Below are 23,100 nucleotides of genomic sequence, written 5' to 3'. Positions count from 1 at the left end.
TTCTCTTTATCATTTAGTGTGGTAGGATATGCATGAAATGAATGGAGGGACTTCAAGTGAAGTATTGCATAGGTGAATTTGCTTCCATTCTCGGGGTAACTGCGGATACGCTGAGATTATACGAGAAACATGATATTGTTAGGCCTACAAAAGATAACAGCAATAATTATAGATATTTTAATGATTTAGATGCAAGGGATCTGTTAATGAGCAGATGGTATCGCAGTATGGAAATTCCATTGCCCGAAGTGGCACTTCTGATGAAGGATTCCTCTATTGAGCAAGTTATGGGATTGATGCAGCAGTCTCAGCAGAGTTTAGAAGAAGAGATTAAGCAAAAGACGATGCTGCTAAACAAGATGAATGAAATTCATAAAGAGCTTAAGGAAATAGAGTCCTCATTATATATATGTAAACTTAAACAACTGCCAGGCATGTACAGGCTTAAGCAAACGGATAAAAATGCATTATTAAAAAATGATATCGTAAAAAGCCTCGTCAACACTTGGATGGATAGGCTTCCTTATGCGTTTTATTCTTTTAAGATTGAGGACGCGGGGGCGTTATCCGGTGATAATAACTTTGACTATAGCTGGGGGCTTACCTTACCCGAGGAGGAAGTGCAGAAATTTGCAATGGATATCGATGAATATGTAGAGTATATTAGCCCGAGTACCTGTATCTCTGCTATCATGTTATCTACGGATGGACATTATATCACGAAGAAATCTTTGCAGTTTATGATAGATTACATCGAAGCAAATGGTTATACCATAGCGGGTGATGTGGTGGGTAAATTAATGCTTACTGAAAAAATAGAAGGCAATAACCGCTCATATTTGGAAGTGAATATTCCAATTGTATAAGTTTATTTTTATAAACACCTGCTCTAAGAGCGGGTGTTTTTTCTTTTTGGACAAAAATTGGACATTGACCTTGGTGCTGCACCAATGTTTATACTTCGGTATATAGCTTGGCAACGTTCGGTAGATATGTATAGATATGAATGTGAAAAATATCACGTTCTTGGCGAGCTATAAGATATTAGATACTGGGGGAGAAGAGAATGCGCAACAGAAATTTCACCAAGAAAATGCTCATGTTAACTTTTTGTATGGTGCTGATCGTTTCCATGCTGAGCGGATGCAAAGGAAATGGGGAGTCGGCAAATTCGTCATCATCATCTTTTAAAGCCGGTACATTCGCAGGGGAAGCGGAAGGCAAAGAGGGCGTGATTAAAGTAGAAGTCACTATGGATGAGCCAGATAAAATTAAAGATATTAAGATCGTAAGCCAGTCAGAAACGGGTGGTCTAGGCGATAATGCACTTGAAAAAATAAAAGATCAAATTCTGGAAGGACAAACCTTGGCAGTAGATGCTGTTAGTGGTGCGAGTCTTTCCAGTGAAGCAATGCTCGCGGCAGTTGAAGATGCCGTAACCAAAGGTGGAGGAAATCTGGAAGTCCTCAAAGCCGGTGGCGTGCAAAAAACAGGTGAAGGTAAAACGGAAAGGCTTGAATCAGACGTAGTGGTAGTAGGCGCCGGTGCATCTGGTGTGTCCGCAGCGGTAACCGCTGCTGATAAAGGTGCCAAGGTTATTATTATCGAAAAAACAGGAGTTATCGGGGGAGCAAGTAATCTATCCTGGGCCGGTAAGTTCTATAATTCTTCCGCAGCTACTGACAATAATCTTAAAGTAAATGTGGAAAAAGAAATTGCCGATTGGATTGTCAACAATCACTGGAGAGTTGACGCTGCAGCGATTAGACAATACGTAACGAAATCCGGCGAAACTTATGATTGGTTAGCAGAAAAAGGGTATAAAACCAGCTTCCTAAACTTCTTCGGAGAGCAGCTGCATGTACTGCCAGCTTATGAAACCCGGGAAGAGACCCTTCGGAAAATGTTGGCTGAATCGGTTGAACAAAAAGGTGGACAAGTGATCACCGAAACCACTGCCAAAAAGCTGATTACCAATGAAGCAGGAGAAGTTACAGGTATTGTGGCTGAGAAATCGGACGGGACTACTCTTGAAATCACAGCCAAAAGTGTCGTAATGGCAACAGGCGGTTATGCCGCAAATTCGGAAATGGTTAAAGAAGCTTTTGGTTTTGAAGGGGTTAACGGAGGACTAGGTCAGAATGTTGGGGAAGGTCTGAAGATGGCTTGGGAAGCAGGAGCCAAGGTTCCTGATAACTTCGGTGGACAAATGCTGCACCAAACATTAGCCAGAGCAACACAAGGACTAAAAACACAATATGAGCCTTTTGAAGCAAGTTATCCGCTGATGTTGACGTATCTGCCTAACTTCATGAATGTCGGTTCTTCCGGAGCACGTTTCAGAGATGAAGCAGCTACATTAACATCGGTCGCAGCAGCTAATACGAGTGCATTTAATGGTGCTTATCATATGGTTATCGTATCAAAATCTCAATTGGCTGCTCTTCAGTCCAAGGGGATGAAAGGTGTTAACGCACCAAGCCTGCCAGGAATGCCACCAGAATTTTATGCCGAATTTGCAGATCAATTCACGTTAGAGAATCCATGGGTAAATGCAGAAAAGGTGTTTGATTCTATGGTAGAAAACGGAGATGGCTTCAAAGGAAATACAATCGAAGAATTAGCAACAAATGCAGGTATGGATGTAGATGTGTTTGTAGAAAATTACAATAGTTATAAAGAAGCTACAAAAACTGGTGTGGATACTGAATTTGGTAAAGCTGCTGATTATTTAGAGCCAATGGGCGAAGAAGGACCGTATTATGCCATCGTCGCTGAAATCAACAACTTGGGTTCTGTGGGTGGCTTGCTGGTAAACACTAAGTTCCAAGTGCTAAATGAGAAACGTACACCAGTAAAAGGATTGTTTGCTGTAGGGCTTGAATCGGAAGGCGTATTATTCAACGATACCTATGTGGGCAATGGGGTCGGAATTGGTTATTCCTTTACCTCAGGTCGTCTAGGTGGAGAGAGCGCGGCAAACAGTGCTTTGAAAGCTAATTAACGACAATTTCCCGGAAAATAATTCAATCTTTTTAAAGCCGCAGAGTAAACAACTCTGCGGCTTTTTTTGCTGGAGATTAGAGCCAATCTTCTTTTAGCAAAGATTTAAGAAGCTCTACATTTGTTACTCCCAGCTTGGCAGCGATCTGCTGCTCTAATTCAATTTTGGTGATCATCATTCTGTTATTGCATTCTATACCCTTTGGAGTGAGGACAATATTTTTGTCACGCTGATTTCCTTCGACTTCAACGGCTTCAACATAACCACGGGATAACATGCCTTGAATGCTTTTATGCGTGCCCTGTCTTGAAATGTGAATTATTCTACTGATTTCTGAGATCGATAACATTTCTCGGGCCTCAAGAACTGCAAGAATGTGGGATTCGGTCTTATTGATTTGATCCGGGTCTTTGTCTGTCACTATTTTACGTAAAGCTAGATGCTTCTCACTGAGTAAATCAATCAGGTTCATTTTTTGCAGCTGCTTATTCATTAGAACACTCCTAAATGATGTCTCGTTTATCCCAGTATAAGTCATTTGCGATTATTGTCAACTTGGTTGACTTGATTTGAGAATTTGTGTTATTGTAATCCAAGTTGACAATACAGAGATAAAAGGAGCTTGAAGATGGGAAGAAACAAAAAAGAAGCATTTTTATTTACGTTCATCATGTGTTTTTTGATGGTACTGGGGATGAGTATTTACAATGTAGCACTAATGGAGGGTTGGTCAGGCACGTTAGTTAAGGATGTGATTGTCGGCTACTTGCCTGCATTTATAGTTGCACTCATTCTAGATGTATTTGTTGTAGGCAAGGTTGCGAAGGGGATCGCGCATAAGCTGGTTAAAGAAAATGATCCGATGATCAAAAAAATCATGTTCATATCCTTTTTTATGGTGACCGGAATGGTATTGTTCATGTCCTTCTATGGCGCAGTTCTCCATGTTGGATTTTCTGCTGAACTACCAAGAGCTTATCTGTCTGCCATAGGTAAAAATTTTATTTTTGCACTTCCACTGCAAATCATTTTAGTTGGGCCGCTTACACGATTTATTTTTGTGAAAATTACTCCAGCTGTGTCTGCGTAGGGAATAAATCAATAGAAGCAATATACAACAAAACGCTCTCCGTCTGCCCGAATAAGCAGAAGAGAGCGTTTTTTTTAGATGAGAAACGTTTATCTATGGCTCGCTCGTTTACGCAAGCGCGTGAACTCTCTTTTTTACAGGTTCGAGTAGATTTAGGGCATACTCATTTCCGCTACCTTTGGGACTATCGTTACGGATATGCTCCTCCAGACATAATCTGGAATTGTGATCCGCTTGATAATCAGGATGATTATCCAGATACCCCATTAGGGCTTGCCATGAGCCGTAGATATCATCAGTACTTTCTGTCAAAGCATAGAGGCCGCCGTCGAGGCGCATTTCCTTTAGGTGAGCTGGTATCATCACATTTTCCGGAATTGAGGCACAGAATCCATATCCGTAAGGTTTATTCTCACCACTTGGATGCGGGTTCGTATTGCCGCCAAACAGCCGTGCTGTGCCTAATAGTTGACTAGCTTCCAGCCATTCATTAACTGGGATCATAGATTCATCTTCTGGTGAGGTACTAACCGCAACATTGTAGGCAAATCTCATAGCTGGAAGAGTAATGAATCTTACATGAATAGGGGTAGAGTGATTAATAGTTGGCATAGATATAACCTCCTCAGTTTCAGTCATACCATCCGATGGACTGCATGACTTTTCGTTTAGTTCAGATAATAATTGATTTGTAATGGGTTCCTCGAGATGGGCGGATATCCACTGTAAAAAGAGATGGATTTCACCTTCTCTATTTGTTAGTTCTGTTTTTTGATTGTGAATAGAAGCCGCTTGCTGGCTGAGCGCTTCGTACATGGACTGAACGGACATATTTTTAAGCACGGTTCCAATATCCTTGATGCTAATATCCAGCTTTCTTAATAATGAGGTAACCCGAATGGCGAGTATCGCTTTTTCATCATAAATCCGCCAGCCAGAGCTGCTATCCCGCTTACTTTCATACAATCCTTGAGCTTCCCAGTGACGCAGAGTCCGACTCGTCAGTCCGAATTGCGCAGAAAGCTTATCAATGGTAACAAATCCGCTCATAGACAACTCCCATTTCATAGTTTGATAAGGCGCCTTATGTGGATTATTTTAGCATTTAACGTTACGTCAATTGCAAGGAGAATTAATGATTGGGTATTCGAGATAATTTACATTTCTCATACAAAACATTGTCCAGTATTTAACGTCCAGCTTCTACAATCAAGATATTGGTAGAATGTACCTATTGCAATATGAGGCTTTATACGGAGGATGATATTGTTGAAAGCTAGGTCTATGCATCTAACTATGAAATGGAAGTTGATTTTGAGTTTTTCCGCCGTTGTTCTTTTCTTTTTGGGAGTAGCGTTTTATCAAAACCATAAAATCAGCCAAGTGGAGATTTCTATGGAAACGCAAAAAGCTGAGATGGAAAAACGAATTACCGTGTCTATAATTACGCAGCTGCTGCAGGAAATGAATGCGGTAGAATCTTCGTTAGCGGGTTCGAGTGATTTGGAATTCGTCCAACCTTTTAAGGACAAGCAAACAAAGCTGACTAAAGAGTTGGCGACGGTGAATTTTGCGGCAGATTCGCCGGCATTTAAAGAGTTAGAACAATTACATAGTCAGATTGGGGAATATACGGGATATTTTGACGAATTGGTAAAGACCATAGAAGACGAGCAGCTTGATCCCATGAGTGTGCTGGAACAAATCGATGAATTACATACGAAGGCTACAGCGTTGAGTGAAGTCATGCTAGTGACTAATGAAAAGTTGTATACGGCAGCAGCAGAAAATGCAGAAAAAGCACAGGATTATTCTTTTGATCTGCTTAATCTGACCACCTCTATAGTTGCTTACGCAGCTGTGCTAGTGTTTATTTTCACATTAGTGATTGCGGTTATGCTCATACGTTCCTTCCTCAATCCTATTCATAAACTGCAAGTGGCTCTGCGAAAAATTGCCGAAGGAGATTTGCGTCAGCAGATTAATTCACCTTACAACGATGAGTTGGGCAGTTTGAGTCATCATTTTGATCATATGGTGGAGCGGGTCCGGGAAATGCTTCAGCATACCCAGTCAGTAGCCTCTTCGCTGGCAACTTATTCGCATTCTTTTCAAGAATCTTCATCTATAACGGCGCATACGAATCAAGATATCGTAAGCACTATACAGGAAATCTCGGTAGGCGCAGAACAGCAGGCAGGACAATCTGAGCAGAGCGCTGGCCTGATTCAGGAGCTGGAACGTGAAGTGAATGAGATCACGGAGTATACCGAGGTTATGCTGGCTACCAGTCAAACGGCTAATCACAATACTCGCAAAGGATCTGAATCCGTCATCGCCCTCCGGGAGGTGTCTGAGCATTCGCGAGAATCTGTTAATAAAGTATATCTGGCTTTAACCAAACTGAGTGATCAATCAAAGGACATCTCGCGCATCACTAAATCCATAACAGATATATCTAATCAGACCAATATCCTCTCACTTAACGCAGCAATTGAAGCAGCCCGGGCAGGTGCCTACGGAAAAGGGTTCGCTGTCATCGCTGATGAAGTAAGACAATTATCTGTGCAAACCAAAGAGTCCTCCGTACATATCAGTCAGATTATTAGCGAGCTGCAATCCGGGATGGATGAATTCCAGCAATATATGCTGGTGACCAAAGGAAATCTTGAGGAACAGGATCATAAAGTGGCCGAAACGTTGTCCTCTTTTGTAGCGATTGATCAATCTATTGTGGAGATTAGTAAACAGATTGGGCAAATTCACGACAAAGTGGATATGACTCAGACTATGAACCGTAGACTCGCAGAGTCTGTGCATGCCGTCGCGGCCATCGCCGAGGAAACTGCGGCAGGGGTGCAAGAGGTGAACGCCTCCAGCGTACAGCAGGATCATGCTATCCGTGATATAGCCCGTCAAGCCATTGAGATTAATGAAATTTCGCAGAATTTATTCAAAGAAATCAACATTTTTAAGATTGATTCGGATGGGGACGATGGGGTCAGATATGAAGGTGACAGGGATACAAAGCATGCTGGCAATCCAGAAGCTGGGGACACATTAGGAGACGCATTAGGAGATGATACATTAGGTGCTGGTGATCCTCCAGATGATAGCGGTACTCCAAATGATGGTGGTACACCAAATGCAGACGGTTCTAAAGAGGGGGCTTATCTGACAATCTCTGCTTAGCTCAGCGGGAAATGGCATTCGTAGCGTAAGGTGGAGTAGGGAGTAGAGTAGTGAGTAGTGAGTAGTGAGTAGTGAGTAGTGAGTAGGGAGCAGTGAGTAAAGAGTAGTGAGTAGGGAGAAGGGAGTAGTGAGTAGGGAGTAGGGAGAAGGGAGTAGTGAGTAGGGAGTAGGGTCTAGAGATTAGAGTTTATAGAATAGAGTTTAGAGATGAGAGGCTAAAGTTTAGCGCTTAGTGAGGTTCTACCTGCCGTTTTGATTTTAAGTGTATTTTATACAACTAAAAAAGTTTGTATTTAGCTTGATTAGGGTTTAGTTGTATTTAGTGCAGTTATTTCGAGGCGAAATGACGATAACGGTGGTTTAGTGGGGATATAATTGCATGAAATACAACTAAAACCAGATGGGAATACACATACCTGAAAATAGTTGTATAGAGTGCAATTAACTCATCGCGTAATTGTGATTTGTTGCATAAAGAAGCTGGCTCATTCGTGGGAGTGTCCACGAAAAGCCAGCTTTTTATCGTAGTAACATAGTTAGTAATTAGTCCACGTACGTTTGATTTAGGGTGCTAACTAACTCTGGGAGCCAGTCGCTTAGAGTGAGAAACTTGTATCCCTCCGATTGAGCTTTAGCTGTATCCATAAACCAGGATTGTGTGATCCCGAATGGAGAATTATGCGCTTCCGCTGTTTCGCTTTGAATGACGGCTTGTTTTCCGGTCTCTTTTTCAATCAGCGAGATAAGGTCTTTAATACTAACGGTACCGTCTGAGCAAGCGTTGAGAGGACCCGTCAACGTCGAGTTGCCGAGCCAATACAGAAAATCAGCGGCTTCGTCCGAACGAATAAAACAGATATTTGCATCTGGATTCGGAATCCCGATGGGCAGTTCGTTACGTACATGTTCAATATGAAAATGGAGTCTTCGTGTATAATCGTCAGTTCCCAGAACAATAGGAAAGCGGACAGCGGCTACCGGGAACGTAGCTTGTTGGATAAGGACAGCTTCCGCAAGTCTTTTCCCCTCCTGATAGGTGAAATCCTTTCGTCCTCCATAACGAATTGGGTACGTTTCAGGATCGAATATCTCTTCCGTCAGCGCTTGCTCACTGAAATCATAGACAGATAAACTTGAAGTCAGTATGTAACGCGTGGTTTTGCCGTCAAAAATACGGCGCGCCTGATCCGCTTCATCAGGTGAAAAACAAATATTATCGTAAACCACATCCCAACTCGTATCACCTAATGCTTGAGCGAAGGCCTCCGGTTGAGACCGATCTACCTGTATCCGGTGAACGAGATCGCCAAAAGGATCGCTTGTTTCCCCGCGCGTTAATATGGTGACTTCGTTCTTAGAATCCTCAAGCAGACGCTCGACCAAACGTTTCCCAAAAAAGCGTGTGCCGCCTAAAATAAGAATCTTCCTCATCAACCTCACTCCTTGATTGCTATTAATGGTTATTAAAACGACTGTTTATTGGTTTATATAAAGCTTCTGACTCATTGTAGATAAGCGGCGGGATCAGCCAGATCAGCAGCAATGTATTGAGTTTTGAGTGATACGAATTGGACTAAAGAGAAAGAGTTAGTTTGATTGTACTTCGTGCAATAGAATTCGTATTAGAGTGGAGAAAATTTGATCCTATTGCACTCTATACAATCAATGGATGAGCAAGTGGCATTAAACTAACTTTTCACCAGAATCTATTGCAGAGAGTGCAGCAGATTCAATTTTTGCGGCCAGGACGGCGGATTCTGTTGCACAATATGCAACGTTTGAAGCTAGTTACCACAAACAGCCCAAATGTTAATTACACATTAAGCGCACTAATCACAATCATATCTGTTCGTTTTTAACGTAATGAGACACTTAGCTGCCCGAAATCCAGCTTAACGAAAAACTACGCCACCATACACATTCCTGGCGTGGTATAGTTCCAGCTGTTTGAACTGAATCCACCAGCTTGGAAGGTCTGGAAGCCTTGTAAGCTTTGGCTCGATACCGCCATTACAGGTTCCTGGCTTTCGTCCGCAAATACAAGCTCGATCAGCTCGTCAATTTCCCCATGTTCATACGCGGCTGCAAGGCGGCTCAAGACGATCTGCATGGCTGTGTCCTGTGGTAAGGAAGGACCATCGGCCTGAAGCAGCTCTTGTCTTACGAGAGGGAGGGCTTGCCGGGCTCGGTGCAGAGCGGCTTTTATTGCCCCTTCTGTGGTATCGAGAATGTCGGCAGCTTCCATTGCAGAGTGTCCCAATACATCTCGAAGCAGGAACACCGCCTGTTGCAGCGGAGACAAATGACCCTGTAGTGCTTGAAAAGCAGCTTCGATCTCAAATGAACCATACTCCGCAGAGGCCTCAGTGGGGGACTGATCCAGCTCCAACACTCGTGACAAGGTGGCTTTTCGCCGCATGATATCAATCCATGTGTTTCGGGCAATCCGAAAAAGCAATGCCTCAGGATTTGGGTGATTTGTAGAACGGGTATGATGAGTAGAATTTGTAGGAATCGTAGAATGCATTGCAGATTTTGTAGACGGTGCAGTCTTAGATGGCGTTACAGCCTTGGCAGACGTTGCAGAATTAGCAGACGTTGCAGTCTTAGATGGCGTTACAGCCTTTGCAGCCGTAGAAACCATATAGTTCATTTGATTAGTTTGATTAGTTTCAAGTTTTTGATTAGCTCCATTAGCTCCGTTAGCTCCGTTAGCTTTATCATTTTCAATGGTTTCTTTATTTTGTTTAACTTCATTCATTGGACTGTTCCCATTATTTGCGCTCGTTGAGTCCGAAGTCTTCATATAACCTAGGGCCTTGACCCATGTATCCTGAGCTAAATCATCGGCATCCCACGGGGATTGTGTCAATGCAAGACAATATCGCTTCAGAGCTATCTGCAAAGACCTGGTGTTACTTTCATCCGGCGCATCTCCGGTGCTAAGCTTCTCAAGGATGATCACTCTGCATAACTCCTTTTCCAGTAAGGTGATTTCGATTACTTCTAATAATAAACGAATGAGTAGGAAATTAAGATACGCAATTTTAAAAAATAAAAATTCTCACGCCTAACGTATCCTATCCCCATACTAATCCGTTTACAGGGTAGATTTCAAAACTCTAAAACAGATGGAGGTCGAATACGGATGGCGTACGTTCCTTATGTAGTCGAACAAACGAATCAAGGTGAAAGATCTTACGATATTTATTCGCGGCTGTTGAAGGACCGGATAGTGTTCGTAGGTGCGGAAATTGAGGATCAGCTGGCTAACAGTATTGTTGCCCAGTTATTGTTTTTATCAGCAGAAGATCCGGATAAAGATATACACATGTATATTAATTGTCCAGGTGGCTCTATCACCGCAGGCTTCAGTATTTATGACACGATGCAGCTTATTAAACCGCCGGTGAATACCATTTGTACAGGAATGGCGGCTTCCTTTGGTTCTTTGTTGTTATTGGCTGGGGCCAAAGGGAAACGTTATGCCTTGCCGAATAGCGAGATTATGATTCATCAGCCGCATGGTGGGGCGCAGGGGCAAGCTAGTGACATTGCGATCAGTGCCAAACGTATTTTGAAGGCAAGGGAAGTGCTTGTGCAAATTACAGCGGACCGAACTGGGCAGACGGTAGAGAAGGTACTGCAAGATATGGATCGAGATTATTTCATGTCAGCCGATGAGGCGGTTGAATACGGAATTATCGATAAGGTCATCACAAATCTCTAAGACGAAGGAGTGAAGAAGGCTATGCTGGAGGTTTTGCAGGGAAAAGAGGTAACAATCTATTTTGTGGATGGCTCCAACGCTACAAAAGGAGTGCTGGAAACGGTAAGTGAAAATTTCGTCAAATACCGGACGGATTTTGAAGAGTTTTATATTCCAATCAGCTCGATCTGTTCCATCTCTCTAGATACCAAAACGCGTGAACGAGCCAAAGTAGGATTCACACAATAACATCAACAACATCATCTGTATAAAAAAGGGTTAGGAGCTCCACAGCTCCTAACCCGTACTTTCCCGAATAGCCAAATAATGAGCCACATTTGCATGATGCGGCACAACGGTCTCCCCTTTAATCAGCTTGATTAAGGTTCGGGTGGCGGTCATCCCAATCTCCGTTCCAGAGTATTCAACCGAGGAAAGCTTAGGTCGAACGATAGAGGCAATGAAGCTGTTATCAAATCCGAACACGGCGACATCAGCTGGCACCCGTAGACCGTTATCGGTTAAATGATTCATGGCTCCAACTGCCATCCAATCTGTAGAGCAAAAAACCGCAGTAGGTAACTCCCCGCTATCCATAATTCGGCGCATGGCGTCGCTACCATCTTCGACGGCCATCGCACTTTCTACTACCCATTCTTTTCTTAAGGTTATGCCTGCATCCATAAGGGCTTGTAGATAGCCTTTATACCGATCCCCACCCACCGCATTATCTCCCGAGCCGCGAATCATAGCGATTTTGCGATGACCTTTTTGAATCAGATAAGTAACAGCTTCATAAGAGGCAGTTATATTGTCCAAATGAACAGAAGGAATCGTATCCACCTGCGATTGTTGCCCGACAAGCACGCAAGGTGTATTTGAGCTGCGGATGATCTCCAAATGTTCATGGTTTGGAATAGAACCCACAAATATATTTCCTTCTGTCCCCATCCGCTGGAACATCTTCAAATAATGTTGTTCACTTTCTGCACTGCCGTCCGTTAATCCGACCATAATGTCGTATCCATACAAATCCGCGAGATCGCGAATGCCAACATTGAAGTCATCCAGTACAGTGTTGCTATTCTGCGGAATGATCACACCGATCAGCTGTGTATTAGCTTTGTCCGTTTCAAGGCCGATGACATTCGAACGGTAGTTGGTTTGTTTAATAGCTTCCAGTACTCGTTTGCGGACATCATCGTTAACTGGTTTGCTGTTATTGATTACCCTGGACACCGTAGAGATCGAAACGTTCGCCATTTGGGCTATATCTTTTATCTTTACCTTCAAGAAGATCACCATAACTTTCCATATGATTCACTTGGTGTTTCAACTCTCGCAAGCATATCACGGATAGCTTCAAGAATCCAAAAGATTGTTGTTGACCTAGGAAATAAAAGGTCCTATAATGATCGCTGTAGGAAAATTATTTCCTTGAAAAAAGCTTGTTTTGCACGATAAAGTTGAATTTTTGCTAAAAAAAATAACTGAATTATTAATTCTAATGAATTTCGGGAAAATATTTTCCTGTGAAGGGTATATGAATACGAAGGAGCTGCATGCATTGAACAGAACATGGTGGAAAGAAGCCACAGCGTATCAAATTTACCCACGGAGCTTTATGGACAGCAATGGTGATGGTGTAGGCGATCTGCAGGGAGTCATTTCTAAACTTGATTATTTGCAGGAGCTTGGCATCAATGTCATTTGGATCTGTCCTATTTATAAATCCCCAAATGATGATAATGGTTATGATATTTCGGATTATCAGGATATTATGGCGGAGTTCGGCAGCATGGCCGACTTTGATCAGCTGCTGCACGAGGTTCATGCACGAGGCATGAAGCTGATTCTGGATCTAGTGATTAATCATACTTCGGACGAACATCCATGGTTTGTTGAAGCACGTTCAAGCAAGGATAATCCGAAGCGGGATTATTATATTTGGAGTGATCCCAAGGACGGGAAGGAGCCGAATAACTGGGAGAGTATTTTCAGCGGTTCGATTTGGGAGCTTGATCCCGCCACAGAGCAATATTTTATGCATGTATTTTCCAAAAGACAGCCAGACCTCAACTGGGAGAATCCTGAGGTGCGCCGTGAATTGTATAGCATGGTCAACTGGTGGCTGGACAAAGGAATCGACGGCTTCCGGGTGGATGCCATTTCACATATTAAAAAAATCACCGGACATCCCGATCTGCCGAATCCACAGAATCTTCCGTATGTTCCGTCTGGCGATGGGCACATGAACCGTGAAGGGATTCACGATTTCTTGCAGGAGCTCAAGCAGGAGACGTTTGACCGATATGACATCATGACAGTTGGCGAAGCGAGTGGTGTAAATGTTGATCAGGCGGAGTCGTGGGTGGGTGAAGAGCAAGGCAAATTTAATATGATTTTTCAATTCGAGCATTTAGCTCTTTGGAATAAGAGTGTGACAGGTGGATTGGATGTTCTGCAGTTAAAATCAGCGCTCTCCCGTTGGCAAAAAGGTCTTGAGGGCAGAGGCTGGAACGCATTGTTCATCGAAAATCACGACCAGCCGCGTTCAGTTTCTACTTGGGGAAATGATGGCCAGTATTGGAAAGAGTCAGCTAAATCGTTGGCTACGATGTATTTCCTGATGCAGGGAACACCATTTATTTATCAAGGTCAAGAAATTGGGATGACCAATGTAAGATTTGAATCAATGGATGATTACGATGATGTGGCGATGAAGAACTTGTATCGTTTGGAGACTGAAACCGGTAAATCACATGAGGAAGTCATGGAGGTAATCTGGAAGAACGGTCGGGACAACTCTAGAACACCAATGCAATGGAGCGACTCTGAAAACGCTGGTTTCAGCAGCGGCAAGCCATGGATGAAGGTGAATCCGAATTATACGGAAATCAATGTGGAGCGGGCGAAGCAGGACCCTTATTCCATCTATCATCATTACAAAAAGCTTATCGCTCTTCGGGCTGCTAATCCCGTTACTGTTTACGGGACTTATGATCTCATTTTGCCTGAAGACGAACGTATTTATGCTTATACGCGGACGCTTGGAAATGAAAAACTGCTGGTCATGTCTAACCTGACAGCAGAGGAAGCGCTGTTTGACCTTCCATTTGATTTGGAGTTTGATACTAGTGAATTGCTCTTGCATAACTATGAGGTTGATCCTGCGGAGCCGATTGAGACTGTCGCATTACGGCCTTACGAGTCCCGTGTGTATATGCTGGTTAACGCACCTGTAGAGCAAGAGGGTAGCAGTGAACTTGTACCTGTACAAGAGGTAAGTGAAGCTTCTTTTCCAGAAACCGTTTAATATATTCATTGTAATTCAAAGCGTCCGGTTATCCGGGCGCTTTTTTTGTTGCGGTAGTGTAGGGCTCTTGCACAAAATGAATGCGCTTACTTAGGCGAGTCGTATAAAAATATTATTTTTTCTATTATTTTTGTTCCCAAAATTAATAGAATACTATATTATGTTATGAATACAGATTCATATAAGTGTATATTCATTCAATTTGGGGTGAAAGTAGACAAAATTATAGGAGGTAAAAAATGTCCAAGAGAATACTATCTTTATTACTAGCTTTTACACTTATGATGTCGGGTCTGCTTCCAGCTGCATATGCAGGTGAAGTTGCAACCGAAATTAACCCGCAGGCGGTTGTTGCTCCGGTTTCTACGGAGAACACAGCTGATCCAGCGGTGCTTTCTTCAGAACAAACTACGGTAGCGACTGCTGTCTATGAACAAATAGCGGCGACAGTTTCCACAGAAGTATACAAAGCTTCTATGACGGAAGCTAGAACATTAGAATTGACTTTAGATCTTCCTGATGGGGCATCGCCTCAAGATATCATCTGGAATTTTGGCAGAACGGCGGAAGAGATGAAGCCGCTGGCAGAGTGGAAGAAATGGAATAAAGATGCGAAAGATTATTCAGGTAATCCTTTCGTAACAGTGACCTATGAGCCGATCTCAGGTTCAAAAGTAAAGGCTTTAATTCATTTTGATTTGCTGTACGGAGAGAATCTTTCATTAACGGGTATACGTGCAGAGTACGTCAAACGAGTGGGAATTTATAATCTAATCGGGACATTACCTGCTGGAGATGTGCTGGTAGAGCAGCAAGTCAAACTAAATCCATATGAAACCTATCATACATATGATGAGATTAAACCGGCGATCGATAGGATTACTGCTGAAAGCAATAATAAATATGATCGATATGTAGAGTATCAGCAAATTGGGACCTCAACTCAAGGTCGTGCCATTCATTTCTCTATTGTTGCTAAGGATAAGTCCTCAGTAGATCAATATTTGAACGAGACCTTACCGCTTATGATGAATGATCCTGAAGCCCTGCAAAAGAAAATTAACGACGGGGATCTGCAGGATTATAAGGTACCTATCTGGTTGAACAACATTCATGCCGATGAAGCCAATGGTGTCGATGTAATCATTAAGTTTTTGGATACGCTGATGACACAGCAAATTGTCACCTATGATACCACTGATGAGAATGGAAATCCGAAAAAGGTAGTTCTGAACATCGACGAAGCGCTTGACCATGTGATTTTCCTGCTTGATTATGTAGAGAATCCTGACGGTCGCGCGTTAAACACGCGTCAAACTTCAACACTGCTTGATCCAAATCGGGACAACTCTTACCAGACCCAGCCTGAGACACAAGCGGTAACTGCACAAATTGCTAAGTGGACGCCGCTTACCTTTTTGGACATGCATGGATTTGTAAGTGGCTTCTTGATTGAGCCTTGCACACCACCTCATGATCCTAACATTGAATATGATCTTGTAATGCCAAGTATGCTTGAGCAAGCAAATGCCATGGGGAAGGCGGGAATTGCTAATACTAAATATGATTCCTACCATATCCCTTATGAAGAATACGAAAAAACACAACAGGATCCGAACTATAAAGGAACGAATGCAACAGGTTGGGATGATGCTTCACCAGCCTACACAGCTGTATATGCCATGCATCAAGGAGCACTTGGGCATACGATTGAAGTGCCTGAATTGAATGAAGATTCACTGGATGCCTTTTATTATGCGGCTTTGGGGGCAACCGATTATGTGATCAACAACAAGCAGGAACTGTTCCTGAATCAATTGGAAATCTTCAAACGGGGTATCCAAAATGAGAATACTAATGCTGCTGTTAAAGATTATCTAATCAATGCACAGAATGAGTCCATTGGACGTCCAGGGGTAGATGAGAATACGAATTTCTTCCCTGAGTATTACATTCTTCCGGTTGCAAAAGATTTGCAAAAAAATGATCTGGAAACCTACAAAATGGTTCAGTACCTACTGCGTAACAATGTGAAAGTAGAACGGACAACAGCCAGTGTAACTGTAGATTCTGTAGTCTATCCGGCTGGAACCTATGTGGTGAATATGCATCAAGCCAAAAGAGGTTATGCGAATCTTGTCTTGTATGATGGACTAGATGTCTCGGATTTTAATGAGATGTATTCAGATACGGTACAGAATTTCTCGGCTATGCGTGGTTTTGACCGATATATTAGCCGTTCTGTTGGAGCATTCACTGGGAAAACAGAACAGGTTAGCAGTGTAACGATCCCTAGTACGAATCTGGATCAATCTCCGTTCGAGCAAAATTATGTGATTAAAAACAGCAACAATGATGCGATAAAAGCTGTGAATGAGCTGCTAGCCAATCATAAGGCAGTGACACTGCTGGAGAATGGGGGGACGGGTTACGAGAAGGGAAGTTTCCTTGTATCCAGATCCAACCTTAGAACGGTATCGTCTAAATATCTGCTGGATATTGTGCCGTTTAGTGCTTCAGAGAACAGAACGGGTAAATTGCTTAAGGCTCCTAAGGTAGCTATTGCAGGAGCGACTGCATTTATGCTGAAGGATCTTGGATTTAACGTAACTACGGATACAGTGGCAGCAGATGTTCTAATCAATTCGGGAACGAATCTGATTGCTACAGGTAAACCATTTATCGGTTATGGAAGAACGATGCTGAAAACTGTTAAAGGGCTTAAGGTCCTCCCTGGACTGGACTATTCAACTCCGGTCAATAAGGATGGCAAAGAAGATGCTCATGAGGGATTGTTTAAGGCTGAGGTCTCTCAGGACAATGTAATTACAGCGCCTTATGCCGATAGCGAATACCTCTACACGGTTTCCGCGGCTTATATTACAAAAGTGCCTGAAGGCGCAGAGATCTTGGCGAAATACGGATCAGGAGCTGACTTTTTCAAAGCAGGCTGGTGGCCGAATAACGAGGCTGCACAAGACCAAGTATTGGCGCTTACTTACAATACAGACAACATTCATGTGACGTTATTTGCGAATGATCTGATGAATAAATATCATCCGCAAAATCAATTCAGATTGCTTGCCAATTCAATCTATGCTGCTGCTCCAGCGGCGACCGAAGAGGATGGTATGGATAACGGGGTGAATGAACAAGAGCCAACAATACCTTCGACACCGTGGCAGCCATCTGTAACATCAACACCTGCACCGACCGTGCAGCCGTCTGCAACACCAACGCCAGCTCCAACTCCAACTCCAACTGTGCAGCCGTCTGCGACACCAGCCCCAATAGGTTCTAACTTCACGGATCTAGGTAAGGTGGCGTGGGCAGCATCGGCGATTAAAGAGCTGGCGGCAAAAGGGATTCTGCAAGGGGTGAGCGATAATACCTTTGCTCCGCTTAAAGAGGTGACGCGTGCCGAGTTTATTACCATGATCGTGCGAGCTTTTGATCTGCTTGATGTGAAATCATCCGCTGCCTTCAGTGACGTGAAAGCTTCTGACTGGTCTTACGGATACATTGCATCCGGGGTCAAGAACGGATTGATTAACGGTGTAGGCAATGGAAAGTTTGATCCTAACCGTGCGATTACACGCGAGGAAATGGCAATCATTGTATCCAATGCACTTAAGAAATTTAAAGGCAAGTCGGTAAGTGATACAAATGCCGCTTTGGCTAACTTTAAAGATCAGGCAACAATCGCTGCTTACGGTAAAGAAGCGGTGGCATTACTAACTCAGGAAGGTATTGTGCAAGGTCTGACTGCGGATACCTTCGGTCCTAAAAACATTGCCAACCGTGCTCAAGCAGCAGTGATTATCGATAGGATGTTGAAGCTTAATTAAGTTTTAGATTCTTATAAAAAAAACAAAAATGCCCCTCAGCTATTTGGCTGAGGGGCATTCTTTTTATAGTTACTTTGCATCATCCGTAGAAGGTAAATCCGGCAGTTGTTGAATGTAGCTGTTTGACATATTTAGAAGCCGCTGAACGGCGTCAAATTGTTCTTTTGTCGAACCGCCCTCTGTTTCAGAGCCATCGATTAGATTAAAGTTGTCTCCATCGTCGTAATCGACACCAGTTAAATACATGCTTGTGTCATTAATGAAAGAGCCGGTAGGCAAAAAGTGTCTGACAGGCAGCATGTTGGTCTGTTGGTTCATCAGGTCTTCTCCGAAGTGGAGCTGGTCTTTCATTGAAATCCCTAACAGGTTAGCTACAGTTGGCATAATGTCGATTTGGCCGCCAGTTTGGCTGTACACGGCAGGTTCACCTACACCAGGGGCATGAACGATGAAAGGAACATTGAACATATCGGTATAACCATATTCGTGGCCGACCATTTCTTCCATTAACGATTTCTCGTTGCCATCAAGGGAATATAGCGATACACCCTGATGGTCACCGTAAAAGACAATGACGCTATCATCCCATAGACCACTGGACTTTAATTGATCCAGGAATTGTCCCATTGCATAATCTGCGTAATTTTGAGCTAGAATATAGTTGCCAACTAGGCTGCCTTCATACCGTTTAGGCAGTGTCATTTTATTTTTTAACTCTGGCATTTTATAAGGGTGATGAGCACTCATAGAAATGACCATCGCGTAAAAAGGATCATCTTTAGCATCCATTTTGACTAATTCTGGAACAGTCTTGGCATAGAGTACCTCATCTGAAGCACCGAATGCGATATGATCATCATCCCCATAGAACGCTTGATCATAATACTTATCAAAGTCTAGAACTTTGTATAGGGTTTTGCGGTTCCAGAATTCTACGCTATTGGTGTGAAAGGTTGCTGTGTTATATCCATTAGCTTTCATTAACTTAGGCAGGCTCGGAAGCGCCTTATCCATATAATTGGATGAAGTGGCTACTTCGTGGTGAGGAACGTACAACGAAGTATTCACTACAAATTCAGCATCCGAAGTTGTTCCTTGCCCGGCATTAGTATAGAAGTTATTGAAATAATGTTCGCTTTTCAAAAGCTTATTTAGATTGGGTGTTACTTCCTGCCCGTCAATGCTCAGGCCCAGCAAAAAGTTCTGAAAAGATTCCATTTGTACCACGATTAGATTCTTACCTTGAGCTGCCGCCCAGTACTTCGGTGAGACAGGTTCTGTAATCCCTTTGGTCTCGTTAATGGATGGTTGCGTGATTTCTTTGCTGTCGATTATTTCTTCTGTTTCCCTTGTATCGGCAAAAATAGTATAGACCTCGTAATTAAGAATCCCCATACTCTCCGCTTTTTTGTTCTCGTTCATACTGGCATGATTTGGCCAAACATTAAAGACACAGACCGCCAAAGAAACACTGATGATTCCAAACAAAGCAGTCCGGTTCATGCGGCGGTTCATACCTCTTTCTTTCCAGATCGCAATATATTTCGGACGGAACATAAAAAACATGAAAACTACAATATCCACAAAAATGAACAAGTAGTAAGGGTCCAGCAATGAGTATGTGCTTTCTCCCACCTTAGTTACTTTATCTGCTTGTTCTAAGGCATGATAAGTAGCAATTACACCGTAATATTTGTAATACATTAGCACGGCAAAATATATGACTGAAATCAATAGGTTGGCTATCATGTAATACAGAAACTTTCGTTTGGAAGCCATCCATTCTATGAGTCCAAATACGATAAAGAAAAATGGGATCTCTGTCAGCAGCATGCTCCAGTTAGGACCGTCGCTAAAAACTACGAACCAGGCCACTGCGCATTTTAGCAGCAGGACGAAGCTAAAGACTAGGAAGGGTTTATTTTTTATATCAAAATCTTTTTTCACTCGTTATCATCCTCTCTGATGCAATTACACCAAGGTCCTGCATATACCTGTATTTCATGGAAATCCGTTGCAATATGCCGAAGCTTATTATGCTCTCGAAGTTAACAAGTGTCAAAAGGTGGACGAGAGCCCTAGAGCGAAGCAACAGGCGATTTATGCCGCATAAGTAGGTAAAATCAACGCCAATCCCAAACTACAGGGTCCTATGCGTATAAAATGATTTTAATAATTTCCAGTATCCCGCAACTTTGTATAATATTCCTCGGTCTAAATATAGAGGAGTGATTAGAGAGGCGGGAATCAGATGACTAAGCGGCAGTTTGTAACGATGGTAACGATTTGTTTTTTTGTACTCTTAAACTCTGGATGTAATCAAGGGGAGAACTCCATAGGTGTGGAACCTACTGCCTCTATAGCTTCAACGTCTGTACCACAGGTAACGCCAACATCTGCTCAAGTAACTATGATTCCCGAAGACTTTTTGCAAACACTGGATTATAAAGTTCAGAGCCATCCGGAGGCATTTGCAGTTGAGGTACCGCAGAACTGGGGGGTTAAGCTGGGGGAGTATCCAGTGGGACTTTACTGGCAATTAGCGAATGAGTTCTCTAAAGATGCAGGATTGGATTTGACACTGCTGAAGGGGACCACGGTAGAGGTGCAGCGGTATTCCTTAGTCGATGGTTTACCTGGTTCTGGCGAACAAAAAGAATTTTCTTATCCCTCCAACCTCGTTTTGCTTGTGCAATCAGGGAATACCGTTGGTGCGTGGCTGGAATTTAATATTCAAAGTATCGGCCCGTCTATTAAGAAGCGTAGCTTGACTGACATTACAGGACTTACATTTGAGGAGTGGACGGAGAGAGAAGGTTTGTTTGCTGAGGAAGGAGAGAATAGTGACTTAGCCTCATTAGACCATTTCGAGCTGCTGGATGCTTTTTTTCAGGCTATTCAGGATGGTAATCATACCCGTGCCCGCGCATGTTTGAATCCTAATGCCTTCCTCACTGCATTGACGGTTAACCGTCAAGCGCATCAACTCTATAACCCGGGTTTTGGTGGTGAAAATGCTCTCAGTGAAAGTATTGTTGAGGCTAAGCCTACCTCTTATAAAGTGATGGATTATGATACTGGCTCAGAAATTAAAGACATCGGTGACCGCACAACGTTAAATATTGTGGTCGATCTGTATATGAAATCACTAAATCCCGTCTTCAATACCCCAGATGGCCGGGAGACTCGCTTCGCAGTGTTGACCAAACACGCTAACGGCTGGAAGATTGGAGGTTTTGGAACGGGACCGTGAGTTGTTGCGTTATCTATTTTTTAATAAAAGGAGTGATCTCAAGTGTTTAAACAAAGTTTGATGTCAAAAGTGCAGGTAAGTCGGATTTGTAGAGTTGTTGTCGGGACTGTTCTTTGCCTGACTATGGTCTCACCTTTAGTGGCAGCAGCAGATAATGTGAATTCACTTGAAGAAAAGAAATTATTGTCTGGCATCACCCAACTGGACGCTGGTGACAGAAGTGCGTATGCCGTCACTGCGGATGGAACAGCCTGGGCGTGGGGTGGTGGGTATGGCTCTATTGGTAATGGGGCGACCACACCAGCGTATACTCCTGTCAAAATGCATATCGATCATGTAAAGCAAATCTCAGGTGGTTATCGCCATAACTTGATGTTGAAGGACGATGGAACAGTGTGGGCGGTAGGGGGGAACGAGCATGGACAACTTGGCATTGGAACACAGTCCTCTAAGATTCTTGCAGAGCCTGTTCAAGTGCAAGGGCTAACAGATGTGAAAGCTGTTTCTGCAGGGGGCACCTTTAGCTTAGCTCTTCTTAAAGATGGAACGGTCTGGGCGTGGGGAGGCAATGAACAAGGAGAACTCGGTGACGATTCGCGGAAAAACAAGCTAACCCCGGTGCAGGTGAAGGGACTACCCTCCGTCCTGTCTATAGCAGCGGGATCGAATAATTCAGTGGCTCTTGGTAACGGCGGAGAGGTATGGGTGTGGGGATCACAGCAACCGCTGGGAACTCAGAAGGGCGTAATCTTAAAGCCTACGCTTATTAAAGGAAGCGGAGAATATAGAGCGGTTGATATGGATGGAGCCTATGGACTTTATGGGGCGGCATTGAGATGGGATGGTACAGTATGGATTTGGAATAATTACATAGATCCATATCTGGGAGAAGCTCTAAAGCCTGTTCAGGTTCCAGGACTTACAGACGTCATTTCGCTGACAACAGATTCCGCAGTGAAGGCGGATGGAACCGTGTGGCAGTGGACGGTTGGCGATAAGAACAAGATTAATGTTACACAGTCTAAAGGCATCCAGAATGCAGTTTCCATTTCTAAAGGGAGCAGAAATCATTATGTACTCTTAAAAGATGGTCATGTCCTTGCCTGGGGGGCAAATGAATTTGGACAGACGGGTCTAGGGGTCAGAGAGATCGAGGTGAGTACGCCTCAGCTGGTGAAAAAATCTATTCAAGTGTTGTTGAATGGGAATGAAATGGAACTGACTATGCCGCCGTTACTAATCAATAATTCGACATATGTTCCTTTAAGAGGAGTCTTCGAGCAGATGGGAGTTAATGTTCGTTGGGATGTTCCATCGAGAGCTGTGGTTGCTGAGAAGGGATCTACAACGCTGATCTTGAATTCGGTAACTGGACAAACGACTGTTAATGGAAAGATTATCGCAACAGATCAAAAACCGGTCTTCATTAATGATAGCGTTTATGTACCCCTCAGATTGATAAGTGAAATGTTGGGGGCGCAGGTAGAATGGGATGCAGATGCTTATGCCGTTCGAATAAATTCCAATAAATAAGTTGACTATATATTAGAAGCTTTAGGCTGAACTCTCCTTCAGGGGAGCTCAGCTTTTTTGCGTGGAAGGCAGAAGATTTAGGGGGATATGCAATGACCGTAAACAAAGCGTACGCGATTTTGAAGAATGTGTGCGGGAATCTTTTCGAGGATTCT

The 23,100-nt window shown here is 43.2% G+C and carries 16 protein-coding genes; 10 read left to right on the top strand and 6 right to left on the bottom strand.

Annotated features, from left to right (window positions below; genetic code table 11):
• The first annotated feature begins 56 nt into the window (after window positions 1-56).
• Window positions 57-866, top strand: coding sequence for a MerR family transcriptional regulator (locus tag MHI15_RS27210; protein ID WP_341165119.1), 810 nt, complete (start codon window positions 57-59; stop codon window positions 864-866).
• Window positions 867-1,066: 200 nt separating this feature from the next.
• Window positions 1,067-3,004 (top strand): FAD-dependent oxidoreductase, encoded by a 1,938-nt coding sequence (locus MHI15_RS27205; RefSeq protein WP_340975523.1) that lies wholly within the window; start codon window positions 1,067-1,069, stop codon window positions 3,002-3,004.
• A 76-nt stretch (window positions 3,005-3,080) separates the two neighbouring features.
• On the opposite strand, the gene MHI15_RS27200 is transcribed toward MHI15_RS27205, so the two are convergent.
• The gene (locus tag MHI15_RS27200; protein WP_038569750.1) at window positions 3,081-3,497 is read right to left on the bottom strand and encodes a MarR family winged helix-turn-helix transcriptional regulator; all 417 of its coding nucleotides are present in this window, start codon (window positions 3,495-3,497) and stop codon (window positions 3,081-3,083) included.
• A gap of 135 nt (window positions 3,498-3,632) precedes the next feature.
• Between MHI15_RS27200 and MHI15_RS27195 the strand changes: the two genes are divergently transcribed.
• A complete protein-coding gene (locus MHI15_RS27195) occupies window positions 3,633-4,094 on the top strand; it encodes a DUF2798 domain-containing protein (RefSeq protein WP_076218537.1) in 462 nt (153 codons plus the stop codon).
• A 108-nt stretch (window positions 4,095-4,202) separates the two neighbouring features.
• On the opposite strand, the gene MHI15_RS27190 is transcribed toward MHI15_RS27195, so the two are convergent.
• Window positions 4,203-5,144: a MerR family transcriptional regulator gene (locus tag MHI15_RS27190; protein ID WP_076281000.1), complete on the bottom strand. Its 942-nt coding sequence runs from the start codon at window positions 5,142-5,144 to the stop codon at window positions 4,203-4,205.
• Between the two features lie 246 nt (window positions 5,145-5,390).
• On the opposite strand from MHI15_RS27190, the gene MHI15_RS27185 reads away from it, so the two are divergent.
• On the top strand, window positions 5,391-7,286 hold the full coding sequence (locus MHI15_RS27185) for a methyl-accepting chemotaxis protein (protein WP_341165118.1): 1,896 nt from the start codon (window positions 5,391-5,393) through the stop codon (window positions 7,284-7,286).
• A gap of 543 nt (window positions 7,287-7,829) precedes the next feature.
• On the opposite strand, the gene MHI15_RS27180 is transcribed toward MHI15_RS27185, so the two are convergent.
• Window positions 7,830-8,717, bottom strand: a complete 888-nt coding sequence (locus MHI15_RS27180; protein WP_341165117.1) for an NAD-dependent epimerase/dehydratase family protein — start codon at window positions 8,715-8,717, stop codon at window positions 7,830-7,832.
• Window positions 8,718-9,189: 472 nt separating this feature from the next.
• Complete coding sequence (locus tag MHI15_RS27175) at window positions 9,190-10,251, bottom strand: sigma factor-like helix-turn-helix DNA-binding protein (protein WP_445668016.1); 1,062 nt, start codon at window positions 10,249-10,251, stop codon at window positions 9,190-9,192.
• A 183-nt stretch (window positions 10,252-10,434) separates the two neighbouring features.
• On the opposite strand from MHI15_RS27175, the gene clpP reads away from it, so the two are divergent.
• Window positions 10,435-11,016, top strand: coding sequence for an ATP-dependent Clp endopeptidase proteolytic subunit ClpP (gene clpP, locus MHI15_RS27165; protein ID WP_036679301.1), 582 nt, complete (start codon window positions 10,435-10,437; stop codon window positions 11,014-11,016).
• 21 nt (window positions 11,017-11,037) lie between these two features.
• Window positions 11,038-11,244: a hypothetical protein gene (locus tag MHI15_RS27160; RefSeq protein ID WP_036679303.1), complete on the top strand. Its 207-nt coding sequence runs from the start codon at window positions 11,038-11,040 to the stop codon at window positions 11,242-11,244.
• A 48-nt stretch (window positions 11,245-11,292) separates the two neighbouring features.
• Here the strand turns inward: MHI15_RS27160 and MHI15_RS27155 are convergent, their stop codons facing one another.
• Window positions 11,293-12,300, bottom strand: a complete 1,008-nt coding sequence (locus MHI15_RS27155; protein WP_248549291.1) for a LacI family DNA-binding transcriptional regulator — start codon at window positions 12,298-12,300, stop codon at window positions 11,293-11,295.
• 262 nt (window positions 12,301-12,562) lie between these two features.
• Between MHI15_RS27155 and MHI15_RS27150 the strand changes: the two genes are divergently transcribed.
• Both MHI15_RS27150 and MHI15_RS27145 read left to right on the top strand, forming a co-directional pair.
• A complete protein-coding gene (locus MHI15_RS27150) occupies window positions 12,563-14,311 on the top strand; it encodes a glycoside hydrolase family 13 protein (RefSeq protein WP_341165116.1) in 1,749 nt (582 codons plus the stop codon).
• 239 nt (window positions 14,312-14,550) lie between these two features.
• The gene (locus tag MHI15_RS27145) at window positions 14,551-18,159 is read left to right on the top strand and encodes a M14 family metallopeptidase (RefSeq protein WP_340917658.1); all 3,609 of its coding nucleotides are present in this window, start codon (window positions 14,551-14,553) and stop codon (window positions 18,157-18,159) included.
• A gap of 69 nt (window positions 18,160-18,228) precedes the next feature.
• Here the strand turns inward: MHI15_RS27145 and MHI15_RS27140 are convergent, their stop codons facing one another.
• Window positions 18,229-20,106, bottom strand: a complete 1,878-nt coding sequence (locus tag MHI15_RS27140) for an LTA synthase family protein (protein ID WP_341165115.1) — start codon at window positions 20,104-20,106, stop codon at window positions 18,229-18,231.
• A gap of 304 nt (window positions 20,107-20,410) precedes the next feature.
• On the opposite strand from MHI15_RS27140, the gene MHI15_RS27135 reads away from it, so the two are divergent.
• Both MHI15_RS27135 and MHI15_RS27130 read left to right on the top strand, forming a co-directional pair.
• Complete coding sequence (locus MHI15_RS27135) at window positions 20,411-21,412, top strand: DUF4830 domain-containing protein (protein WP_341165114.1); 1,002 nt, start codon at window positions 20,411-20,413, stop codon at window positions 21,410-21,412.
• A gap of 42 nt (window positions 21,413-21,454) precedes the next feature.
• Window positions 21,455-22,945 (top strand): stalk domain-containing protein, encoded by a 1,491-nt coding sequence (locus tag MHI15_RS27130; protein WP_341165113.1) that lies wholly within the window; start codon window positions 21,455-21,457, stop codon window positions 22,943-22,945.
• The last annotated feature ends 155 nt before the right edge of the window (window positions 22,946-23,100 follow it).

Origin of the sequence: Paenibacillus sp. FSL H7-0918, assembly GCF_038007025.1 — a bacterium.
Classification (GTDB): Bacteria; Bacillota; Bacilli; order Paenibacillales; family Paenibacillaceae; genus Paenibacillus_AQ; species Paenibacillus_AQ odorifer.
The sequence above is the reverse complement of the archived record's forward strand: the minus strand, read 5'-3'. Positions and strand labels throughout refer to the sequence as shown.

Excerpts from the sequence above, each read along its gene's own strand:
- MHI15_RS27160 (WP_036679303.1), top strand. The coding sequence starts at position 11,038 with ATGCTGGAGGTTTTGCAGGGAAAAGAGGTAACAATCTATTTTGTGGAT.
- MHI15_RS27190 (WP_076281000.1), bottom strand. The coding sequence starts at position 5,144 with ATGAGCGGATTTGTTACCATTGATAAGCTTTCTGCGCAATTCGGACTG.
- MHI15_RS27205 (WP_340975523.1), top strand. The coding sequence starts at position 1,067 with ATGCGCAACAGAAATTTCACCAAGAAAATGCTCATGTTAACTTTTTGT.
- MHI15_RS27145 (WP_340917658.1), top strand. The coding sequence starts at position 14,551 with ATGTCCAAGAGAATACTATCTTTATTACTAGCTTTTACACTTATGATG.
- clpP (WP_036679301.1), top strand. The coding sequence starts at position 10,435 with ATGGCGTACGTTCCTTATGTAGTCGAACAAACGAATCAAGGTGAAAGA.
- MHI15_RS27155 (WP_248549291.1), bottom strand. The coding sequence starts at position 12,300 with ATGGTGATCTTCTTGAAGGTAAAGATAAAAGATATAGCCCAAATGGCG.
- MHI15_RS27180 (WP_341165117.1), bottom strand. The coding sequence starts at position 8,717 with ATGAGGAAGATTCTTATTTTAGGCGGCACACGCTTTTTTGGGAAACGT.
- MHI15_RS27195 (WP_076218537.1), top strand. The coding sequence starts at position 3,633 with ATGGGAAGAAACAAAAAAGAAGCATTTTTATTTACGTTCATCATGTGT.
- MHI15_RS27185 (WP_341165118.1), top strand. The coding sequence starts at position 5,391 with ATGAAATGGAAGTTGATTTTGAGTTTTTCCGCCGTTGTTCTTTTCTTT.
- MHI15_RS27135 (WP_341165114.1), top strand. The coding sequence starts at position 20,411 with ATGACTAAGCGGCAGTTTGTAACGATGGTAACGATTTGTTTTTTTGTA.
- MHI15_RS27200 (WP_038569750.1), bottom strand. The coding sequence starts at position 3,497 with ATGAATAAGCAGCTGCAAAAAATGAACCTGATTGATTTACTCAGTGAG.